The organism is Peptoniphilus indolicus ATCC 29427, assembly GCF_000227315.1.
GTDB classification, from domain to species: domain Bacteria; phylum Bacillota; class Clostridia; order Tissierellales; family Peptoniphilaceae; genus Peptoniphilus; species Peptoniphilus indolicus.
In genome coordinates this window covers 1,056,885-1,066,413 of the sequence record NZ_JH165061.1, presented here as the reverse complement: position 1 = coordinate 1,066,413, position 9,529 = coordinate 1,056,885, and the positions used below count along the sequence as shown (strand labels likewise).

At 31.4% G+C, this 9,529-nt stretch carries 11 protein-coding genes; 2 read left to right on the top strand and 9 right to left on the bottom strand.

Translation table 11 applies throughout. The annotated features are described in order from the left end of the window. Together HMPREF9129_RS12290 and hflX are read right to left on the bottom strand one after the other, a co-directional pair. The coding region (locus HMPREF9129_RS12290; protein ID WP_004820926.1) for an IMPACT family protein at positions 1-477 on the bottom strand (477 nt) is incomplete at its 3' end. Then, the gene (gene hflX, locus HMPREF9129_RS04795) at positions 477-1,739 is read right to left on the bottom strand and encodes a GTPase HflX (protein WP_004820923.1); all 1,263 of its coding nucleotides are present in this window, start codon (positions 1,737-1,739) and stop codon (positions 477-479) included. The genes hflX and HMPREF9129_RS12290, both read right to left, overlap by 1 nt. A 90-nt stretch (positions 1,740-1,829) precedes the next feature. Between hflX and HMPREF9129_RS11385 the strand changes: the two genes are divergently transcribed. Continuing rightward, positions 1,830-1,982, top strand: a complete 153-nt coding sequence (locus HMPREF9129_RS11385; protein WP_004820922.1) for a hypothetical protein — start codon at positions 1,830-1,832, stop codon at positions 1,980-1,982. Positions 1,983-2,048: 66 nt separating this feature from the next. Here HMPREF9129_RS11385 and HMPREF9129_RS04790 read toward each other — a convergent pair whose 3' ends face one another. From HMPREF9129_RS04790 to greA, 5 genes are all read right to left on the bottom strand, one after another. Then, positions 2,049-2,300 carry a fatty acid kinase subunit FakA-related protein gene (locus HMPREF9129_RS04790; protein ID WP_004820920.1) on the bottom strand — a complete coding sequence of 84 codons (252 nt, stop codon included), beginning with the start codon at positions 2,298-2,300 and terminating at the stop codon, positions 2,049-2,051. A gap of 20 nt (positions 2,301-2,320) precedes the next feature. Next, the gene (locus HMPREF9129_RS04785; protein ID WP_004820918.1) at positions 2,321-3,640 is read right to left on the bottom strand and encodes a sodium-dependent transporter; all 1,320 of its coding nucleotides are present in this window, start codon (positions 3,638-3,640) and stop codon (positions 2,321-2,323) included. An 11-nt stretch (positions 3,641-3,651) separates the two neighbouring features. After that, complete coding sequence (gene trmB / locus HMPREF9129_RS04780) at positions 3,652-4,251, bottom strand: tRNA (guanosine(46)-N7)-methyltransferase TrmB (RefSeq protein WP_004820916.1); 600 nt, start codon at positions 4,249-4,251, stop codon at positions 3,652-3,654. A gap of 300 nt (positions 4,252-4,551) precedes the next feature. Further along, a complete protein-coding gene (lysS, locus tag HMPREF9129_RS04775; protein WP_004820915.1) occupies positions 4,552-6,444 on the bottom strand; it encodes a lysine--tRNA ligase in 1,893 nt (630 codons plus the stop codon). Positions 6,445-6,452: 8 nt separating this feature from the next. Further along, entirely contained in the window at positions 6,453-6,929 is a 477-nt protein-coding gene (gene greA, locus HMPREF9129_RS04770) for a transcription elongation factor GreA (RefSeq protein ID WP_004820913.1), read from the bottom strand. 242 nt (positions 6,930-7,171) lie between these two features. Between greA and HMPREF9129_RS04765 the strand changes: the two genes are divergently transcribed. After that, complete coding sequence (locus tag HMPREF9129_RS04765; RefSeq protein ID WP_004820912.1) at positions 7,172-7,996, top strand: CPBP family intramembrane glutamic endopeptidase; 825 nt, start codon at positions 7,172-7,174, stop codon at positions 7,994-7,996. A 24-nt stretch (positions 7,997-8,020) separates the two neighbouring features. Here HMPREF9129_RS04765 and pyrE read toward each other — a convergent pair whose 3' ends face one another. After that, complete coding sequence (pyrE, locus tag HMPREF9129_RS04760; protein ID WP_281269842.1) at positions 8,021-8,647, bottom strand: orotate phosphoribosyltransferase; 627 nt, start codon at positions 8,645-8,647, stop codon at positions 8,021-8,023. Further along, entirely contained in the window at positions 8,647-9,351 is a 705-nt protein-coding gene (gene pyrF / locus HMPREF9129_RS04755; protein ID WP_040552328.1) for an orotidine-5'-phosphate decarboxylase, read from the bottom strand. The genes pyrE and pyrF overlap by 1 nt, the downstream gene beginning before the upstream one ends. Positions 9,352-9,529: the final 178 nt, after the last annotated feature.

The following is a 9,529-nucleotide window of genomic DNA, read 5'->3' as shown; positions in this document are numbered from 1 at the left end:
TAAAATTATATATTCATTTTTAATCAGATAATTAGTTATTGCTCCATGAAAAGTGTAGTCATACGAAAATGCGATTTCTTCATGCTCAATCATAGACACGACTATCCCAGCGTCTATTGCCACTTTTGCCGTCTTGGTGTACGCTCTTACCAATCCTCCGGCTCCTAACAAAGTACCCCCAAAATATCTAGTAGCCACTACCAAAACATTGGTTAGTTCTTCCTTTTTTAAAACTTCAAGCATTGGTATACCTGCCGTTCCTGAAGGTTCCCCATCGTCGTTATACCTTTGGATAAGTCTGTCTTCTCCAATTATATAAGCACTACAATTATGAGTTGCATCTTTATACTCTGATTTTATCTTTTCAAGTTTTTCAAGAGCTTCTTCTTCGCTGTGAATAATGAAGCTATGTCCTATAAATTTAGATTTCTTTTCAATAAATTCATCTCGTCCATTTTTAAATATGCTTAAAAACATCACATAACAAACCTTTCATACTTTCTAAATTCAGCTTCACTTAACACTACTTCAAGACTAACTCCATCTTCTCTGTATTCTAAATTTTCGTGATTGTGCTTATTCAAAATTTCTGACAATGTATCTGAGTCGGCATATCCTATTAAAAGTTTTACATTATAAAATCTTTCAGGTAAATTCTCCTCTATTGCCTCTAAAAGTTTATCCATACTTTCATCATGAGTAGCTGAAATATAAATTCTATTTTCGCCATGCCTTGGATTTATCATCAAATCTCCGCCCACTTTGTCCATTTTATTAAACACAGTTAAGATTCTACTTCTATCTACCTTAAGTTCCTCCAATATGTCCATTGTAGTCTTATATTGAATTTCCAAATCTTCATTTGAAGCATCTATTACGTGTAGAATTAAATCCGAATGTTTTATTTCTTCAAGAGTTGACTTAAATGCTTCTACAAGTTTTGTAGGCAATTTAGATACAAATCCAACTGTATCTGAAATTATAAAGTCCATTCCATTTAATAGCTTAGCCTTTCTTGAACTTGGGTCAAGAGTTGCAAAAAGCATATCCTTTACAAATACTTCTTTTGCATCTGAAATTTTTATTCTGTTTAAGATAGTAGATTTTCCGGCATTTGTATATCCAACTAAAGAAACTATTGGAATCATAGAATTCTTTCTTCCAGTTCTTTGAGTTTCTCTGGTCTTTTCTGCCTTCTTCAACTTTTCCTTTATAGTTTGAATTTCTCTTAATATTCTACGTCTGTCAGTTTCAATTATCTGTTCGCCTGGTCCTCTTGTACCAATCCCTCCCCCAGTTCTGGACCAGCCATCTATTCCCAAAAGTCTTGGCAATTGATAGCTTAGTTGAGCTAATTGAACTTGCAATTTAGCCTCATAAGTTGAAGCACGTATTGCAAATATATCAAGTATAAGGCTTGTTCTGTCTAAAATTTTTACCTTTAATTCATCTTCTATATTTCTAAGTTGCACTCCTGAAAGTTCGTCATTAAAAACAACTACATTGGCTTCAAGTTTTGGTATCATATCTTTTATTTCTTGTAATTTTCCTGTACCAATTAAAAATTTTGGAGAGTACTTATCTATATTTTGAGTTACAACTCCCACAACTTCAGCTCCTGCTGCTTTTACTAACTCTTCTAACTCATTTATTGAAGTTGCAAGACTATGAGGTCTAGCCCCTATGTCTGTTCCAACTATTATTACTCTTTCTATTTTGTTATTTATATTATTTTCCATAATAACATTATACAATAATTATAGCCAATTAGCTAAATTCTGTATTAAAATTATGTTAAAGTGGTATAAATGTATTAAAGGTGGTGTACTATGTTAAAAAAATTATTGTTAAAAAGTGCTAAAAAAGCTGTAATCACAAAAGTTACTGGTAAGAAAAGTCTATTTCCAACCAAACGCCTTGCCAAAATTGTATATTTAAACACCCGAATAAAAGCTAGAAATAAATTTGGCAAATATATGTAATTATATAATTAAAATTCTTCAATAAAAAATAGCCCGTAGATGTTTCCATTTACGAGCTATTTTTATCTATCCTTGTAGTCCTCTTGCCTGTCTGTCCATATCTTCAATTACTATATCAAAGATTTCACCAAGAGTTGAACAATATTCTAAAACTTGCCAAGGTTCATTTGTGTGAAAATGAATTTTTATAAGTTCATCATCTCCAACAGCAAGAAGGCAATCCCCTTTGAAATTATTTACAAAATAATCATTTATTTCTTCCTCACTTAAATGTTTACCTTCAATTAAAAGTTGTGTATCATATCTAAATTCTATCATTGCAATCCTTCTTTCTAAAATTAAAAAGCGACTTTATATGCCAATGCTATAAAACAAATTATTATAGCAAAAGGAACATACAGATATCTACCTATGTTATACCATAAATCACCATATTTTTTCTTAGATGAAGTATTTATTTCTTCTAACAATTCCTCTTTTTTCAAAATCCAAAACCATGAAATAGCTCCTATAGTTGCTCCTATAGGAATTATATATATAGAAACTAAGTCCATCCAAGGTCCCCATTTGCTTATAGATTCCATATTTACACCTATTCCAAATAAAAGCACTCCAAGAACAGCTAAAACAGATTTTCTTTTTAACTTTGGAAATCTGTGAATCAAAGATTCTGTAACTACTTCAAGCATATTTTGAAGAGAAGAAATTCCTCCGAAAATTACAGCAGTATATAAAACCATCGCAAATATTCTTCCCCCGGGAATATCTTGTAATATCTTAGGTAAAACAACAAATAAAAGTCCCGGTCCGCCAGCTTGGTCCATTCCATACGCAAAAACAGCCGGCACCATTACAAACGCCGCAACCATAGCTGCTACGGTATCAAATATTGCAGTTTGCTTACTTGCATCTACTATATCTTCAGATTTTGAAAGATATGCACCACAAACTATCATCCCTGAACCAGTAACTGAAAGAGAGAAAAATGCTTGCCCCATTGCAGTAACAATAGTATTTACATTTAAAACCTTTGAAAAATCAGGTCTCAACATAAAAGTATATCCATCAAATGCACCAGGTATCATTGCAACCCTAATCATTAAAATTAAAAACAGCACAAAAAATGCAGGCATCATTATCTTGTTTGATTTTTCTATTGAATCAGCACCTTTTATACAAGTAAGTAAAGTTACAAATAAAATGATTGCATGATAAGGAACTACAGAGTAATCCATTCCTGAAAACTGTTCAAACCATTTTCCTGAATCAACACTCATAAGTGTACCAGTTATAGATTGCCCCAAAGCCTTTGCAACATAAGATATGATTACAGCATATCCAAGTGCGATACACAAAGACCCTATCAAAGGTAAAAAGCCTATAAATTTACCTACAACTCCAAGATTTCTCGAATTCCAAGCATACTCATAAGCACCCAATGTACCGGTGTTAGCTCTTCTTCCTATTGCAAACTCAGCAGAAAGCGCAACATATCCAAAAACTAAAACAAAAAATAGATAGACTAATAAAAAGGCTCCCCCACCATTTTGTTGTAATTTGTATGGAAACCCCCATACATTTGCCATACCAACAGCCGAGCCAACAGCTGTTAAAATAAATCCTATTTTAGAACTGAAAGTTCTATTTTTATTTTCCATATTCAAACCCCCTATTTATACTTTGCTACCAAATGACAAATAGGTATATTTCGAGATCTCCATTTTGATTCATATTCTGTGACAATATTTTCAGGATAATCTTCAAGTTTCATATCAAATGTACAATTAGTAAGCTCAAAACCACCATCTTTAAAATATTCAATAGTATCTTCAAAGAATGGTCTATCGTCAGTCTTTAAAACTATTTCTGAACCAGACTTTAAGATATTTTTATATCTGTCCAAAAATCTTGTATGAGTTAATCTTCTCTTGTGATGTCTTTTCTTTGGCCAAGGATTACAAAAATTTATGTATATCCTTTCTATCTCTCCCTTTTCAAAGATTTCCTCAACCTTTTCAGCATTGATTGAAATTCCTCTAACATTAAAACACTCTTCTTCAGCAATTTTTCTCGCTGCATATGCAAATGCATTAGTTTCCATTTCAATGCCTATAAAATTGATATTAGGCTCCCTTTTTGACATCTTAGCTATAAAACTTCCCTTACCTGAGCCAATTTCAAGATGTATTGGATTTTCATTTCCAAATACATTTTTCCATTTACCTTTATATACCTCAGGTTCAAAAAATATATATGGGTTCTGTTCCATTTCAGGAATTGCCCAATGTTTTTTCTAAGTCTCATTATTTCTCCTTAAATTTAAATCTCAGTACACTGCTCATAATAAATTAGATTCAATTACAATTCTTTTCCCATTTAAAGCAATATACCATCAACTCGCATTTCTCATTATGCCATAAATAGATATCTTTTTCAATTGAATATGACAAATTTACAATAGTTGACGCCTTAATATAAATAAAATAAAAAAATAATCATAAATATAAAAAGGTGATGTTGCAGAATAGATGATTCTACTCTGCAACATCACCTTTTAATAAATTATTTATTAATATAATTTTGCCCCTGCTGGAATGTTATTGTCTAACATCAACAAATTCAATTTTTCTTCTTCCTCATATTCACATACAGCGGATATCAACATACCTTGTGATGGGATGCCCATCATCTTTCTTTCCGGTAAGTTTGTAATTGCAACTAATGTTTTGCCAATCAATTCTTCTGCTGAGTAATATTCTTTAATTCCTGATAAAATTGTTCTTTCAACTCCAGAACCGTCATTTAATGTAAACTTCAATAACTTCTTAGATTTTGGAACTTCTTCACAATTCAATACCTTCACTACTCTGAAATCTGATTTTTGGAATGTTTCAAACTCTACAAATTCTTCAAATAGCGGCTCAACTTTTACTTTTGAAAAGTCAATTTTTTCAACTGTAACTTTATCAGAATTTCCAGCAGATTCTTTACCTAGTGGTTTCATAGTAGGGAAGAATACAATATCCCTAATAGATGGTTGATCTGTTAGAAGCATAATCATTCTGTCTACACCAATACCTAATCCACCTGTAGGAGGAAGTCCAACTTCAAGAGCATTGATGAAATCTGTATCCATTGGATGTGCTTCTTCATCTCCAGCTTCTTTTTCTTTTAATTGAGATTCAAATCTTTCCTTTTGGTCAATTGGGTCATTAAGTTCTGAGAATGCATTCGCAAACTCCCATCCGTTTATAAACGCTTCAAATCTATCTGTTATTCTTGGGTCTTCTACATTTCTCTTTGAAAGAGGAGAAACTTCAACAGGATGACCAATTACAAATGTTGGTTGAATAAGTGAATCTTCACAGAATTCTTCAAAGAACTCAGCTATGATTTTTCCTCTAGTCCAACCTTCTTCAATTTCAACACCCTTAGCCTTTGCTATTTCTCTAGCTTCTTCATCAGTTTGAATTTGATTGAAGTCAACTCCAGAAAGTTCCTTTATAATATCAATCATTGTAACTCTTCTCCAAGGAGCTTTTAAGTCAATCTCTTTTCCTTGGAAATTCACAACAGTTGTTCCATAAAGTGTCATTGCTGCATTTTCAAATATTTCTTCTGTAATTTCCATCATTGTATTGTAATCTGCATATGCTTCATACAACTCTATGTTTGTAAACTCAGGGTTATGACGAGTGTCCATACCTTCGTTTCTGAACATCTTACCCATTTCATAAACTTTATCGAATCCACCAACGATTAATCTCTTTAAGAATAACTCGTTTGCAATTCTAAGTTGCATATCTAAGTCCAATGTGTTGTGGTGTGTTATAAATGGTCTTGCATTTGCGCCACCTGCAACAGTTCCCAAAATAGGTGTTTCAACTTCTAGATATCCTCTGTTATCAAGGTATTCTCTAATTGATTTTATAATTTTATTTCTCTTTAAGAATATGTCTTTAACTTCAGGATTTACAATTAAATCTACATATCTTTGTCTGTATCTTAAATCAGGGTCTTTAAGTCCGTGAAATTTTTCAGGAAGAATTTGAAGAGATTTTGACATCAATAAAGTTTTACCAGCTCTTACAGTTATTTCTCCTGCTTCTGTTCTAAATACATTCCCAACTACACCTACGATATCGCCAATATCATATCCCTTTATATCTTCATAATTATCCCCAAGAACATCTTTCTTTGCAAAAATTTGAATTCTGCCTTGAGAATCTTGAAGGTCTAGGAATGCAATTTTACCATGACGTCTTTTACTCATTATACGTCCAGCAATAGATACTTCTTTTTCTTCAAGTTCTTCAAAATTATCTTTAATTTCTATTGAATGATGAGTTACGTCAAATTTTGAAATTTGAAACGGATCCTTACCAGCATCTTTTAATTCTTGTAGCTTTTCTCTCTTAGCAACAAGCATTTCATTTAGCTTCTTTTCTTCAGTACTTTGCATTTTTCCTCCTATAATGAGATTTCTACAACTTCAAGTTTAATGATTCCATCTGGAACATCAACTTCTACAAATTCTCCAACTTTAAGTCCCAATAATTTTCCACCTACCGGGCTCTCATTTGAAATCTTTCCTTCTAGCGGGTCAGCTTCAGCAGAACCTACAATTGTATATTCATCCACTTCTCCACTTTGTACATCTTTAACTTTAACAGTTGATCCTATATTTACAATTTCAGAATTCAATTCATCTTCAGAAATGACTTTAGCATTTCTAACCATCATTTCAAGTTTAGCTATTTTTTCTTCAACTAAAGCTTGTTCGTTCTTAGCCTCATCGTATTCAGAGTTTTCAGAAAGGTCTCCATAACCAAGAGCCACTTTAATTCTTTCAGCTACCTCTTTTCTCCTAACAGTTTTTAAATATTCTATCTCATTTTCAATTTTTTCTAAACCTTCAGCTGTAAAAAAAATGTCTTTTTCTACCAAAATAATTCTCTCCTTATATATAAAAATAAGGCGCTATACTTATTACGCCCTCCGTTAAATTCTAACTGATTATAGTAGAAAATCAGCCAACTGTCAAGCTTTTTACAGCATTCTATCTTTTGTCTATTTATCTAAACAAACTATTTCTAACAAATTAATTACAATCTTAAAAATTTGATAATTAATATTGTTTTTTAAACAATATATGAGAAACTTATCAAACAATATTACAAGGAGTTATTATGAAATTAAAAACTAAGAATTTAATATATCTTTTCATCCCCATTATAATAGTATTTACATATCCTTTGTTAAATGCAATAATTTATAACTTATTACTTTACATATCATCTCTTTATGACGGATTAAGTAATTTTTTAGAAAACAATTATGCTATGACTGACACTTTAATCAGCCTACTTTTAATAATTTTATTCTTCCCACTCTACAAATGGATTACTAAAAATAAAATTACATTACAACCTATAAAATCAAATTTTATATTGCTATCTATACCTTTTTCATTAGCATTAGGCGGCATTTCATATATAGTCTTAGATCTCATAGAAAGATTTCTGGTTCCTATTGGAATTTTAAAAGATGAATTTACTGATTTTTCTAATATGTGGACTCAATTTGAAAACGGAGCTTACTTTTGGGTATTTTTGTCAATCGTATTTATTGGACCATTATTTGAAGAAATTTTGTTTAGAGGAATTGTATATAATTTTTTAGAAAAATATAAAAGTGGTTTATTCCCTGCTATATTATCTGGAGTTTTATTTGGAATTTGGCATGGGCAAGCTGTTCAAAGTATTTATACAGCAATTATGGGCTTAATCCTTGGTTACACTTATATGAAAACTAAAAATTTATTTTATCCTGTTTTATTGCATATGTTAAATAATTTTTATTCAACACTTCCTCCGTCCATGCAAAGTGATTATATTTATAACATAATAGATTTTGTTTCAGTTTTAATGGTAGTACCCTTTTCAGTTATGTTTATATTAAAGTTGAAAAAATATAGAGAAAATAATAAGTTAAAAGAAAGAGAAGCTGAATAAACTCCTCTTTCTTATATCTTTAATTTATTTTATCCAAGATTCATCTTTTGGATTTTTTCTCCACTTATTTAACTTCAATATATCTTCTTCTTCTATAATTCCATTTTCTGCCGCAACTTCTGCTAACTCTTCAAAATTAGTTAGAGTTTTTAATCCAAAGTTCATTCCCTTAAAATTTTCATTCGCAGATTCTAAATTGTAAGAGAATATTGCAACTATAGCCAACACCTCAAAACCTGCTTCTTCAAGTGCCTTAGCAGCTTCAATAGAAGACCCCCCTGTTGAAATTAAATCTTCTATAACCACAACTTTAGCTCCCTTTATAATCTTTCCTTCTATCTTATTTTGTTTTCCATGGTCTTTATTTGATGACCTTACAAAACCCATTGGAAGTTTTAAATTTTCAGCGATTAAAGCTGCGTGAGGAATACCTGCTGTAGCGGTACCCATTATATATTCAACTTCAGGATAATTATCTTCAATCAATTTAGTCAAACCACTTTCCACAATTCTTCTCTCTTCAGGATAAGAAAGTGTCAACCTGTTGTCACAGTATATTGGAGATTTAATCCCAGATGCCCATGTAAACGGTTCACTTGGCGATAAACTAACAGCTTCTATGTCTAATAAAATTTTTGATATCTCTTTCATCATTCACCTATAAACATTTTCTTTATTTCTCTATATGCTTTAACGGGGTCTTCTGCATCTGTTATCGGACGTCCCACAACTATATAATCAGAACCCAACATTCTTGCATCAGCCGGAGTTACCACACGTTTTTGGTCATCACCTTTTATTTGATCAAGTCTAATTCCGGGAGTTACTGTCAAAAAGTCTTCCCCTGCAACTTTTTTTATTTCAGGTACTTCTAAAGCTGAAGATACAACCCCATCAAGTCCACTATTCTTACCAATCTCGGCATATTTTTTAACCGTATCTGCAACAGTTAATTCATCTTTTATAAGTATATCGTTGTGCATTGTTTCTTCATCAGTTGAAGTCAACATTGTTATCCCTAAAGTTATAATCTCAGGTTTAACTTTCTTAGCTGCCTCAATAGCTTCCTTCAACATCTTCGAACCGCCGGTTATATGATAATTTATCATATCAACATCTAAGTCCATTAAAGATAATGTAGCTTTTTTTACAGTATTAGGTATGTCGTGTAGCTTAAGGTCTAAAAATATCTTATGTCCTCTCTTTTTAAATTCTCTTACAATTTCAGGACCTGCTTTGTAAAATAATTCCATACCAATTTTTACATAGACTTCATCTTCTTGAAATTTATCTATAAAATTTAAAGCTTTTTCAGAAGAATCAAAGTCTAAAGCAATTATTACATCTCTGCTCATTTTATCGCCTCCCTTCAAAGATTTTAACATAAATTAGCCATATATAAATAGAAAACTCCTTAAAAGGTTCATTAAATTATTGATTACTATAAAAATTTGAAGAGGAAGTCTTAAACACTGAGAGAAAAGGTTATTAGAATTCAAACTCATAGCCTTTGTAAATAGAAAAAATTATTAA

Bases quoted from the DNA above. Each gene is read 5' to 3' on its own strand.
- hflX (WP_004820923.1), bottom strand. From the start codon at position 1,739: ATGGAAAATAATATAAATAACAAAATAGAAAGAGTAATAATAGTTGGA.
- HMPREF9129_RS11385 (WP_004820922.1), top strand. From the start codon at position 1,830: ATGTTAAAAAAATTATTGTTAAAAAGTGCTAAAAAAGCTGTAATCACA.
- HMPREF9129_RS04790 (WP_004820920.1), bottom strand. From the start codon at position 2,300: ATGATAGAATTTAGATATGATACACAACTTTTAATTGAAGGTAAACAT.
- HMPREF9129_RS04785 (WP_004820918.1), bottom strand. From the start codon at position 3,640: ATGGAAAATAAAAATAGAACTTTCAGTTCTAAAATAGGATTTATTTTA.
- trmB (WP_004820916.1), bottom strand. From the start codon at position 4,251: ATGGAACAGAACCCATATATATTTTTTGAACCTGAGGTATATAAAGGT.
- lysS (WP_004820915.1), bottom strand. From the start codon at position 6,444: ATGCAAAGTACTGAAGAAAAGAAGCTAAATGAAATGCTTGTTGCTAAG.
- HMPREF9129_RS04765 (WP_004820912.1), top strand. From the start codon at position 7,172: ATGAAATTAAAAACTAAGAATTTAATATATCTTTTCATCCCCATTATA.
- pyrE (WP_281269842.1), bottom strand. From the start codon at position 8,647: ATGAAAGAGATATCAAAAATTTTATTAGACATAGAAGCTGTTAGTTTA.
- pyrF (WP_040552328.1), bottom strand. From the start codon at position 9,351: ATGAGCAGAGATGTAATAATTGCTTTAGACTTTGATTCTTCTGAAAAA.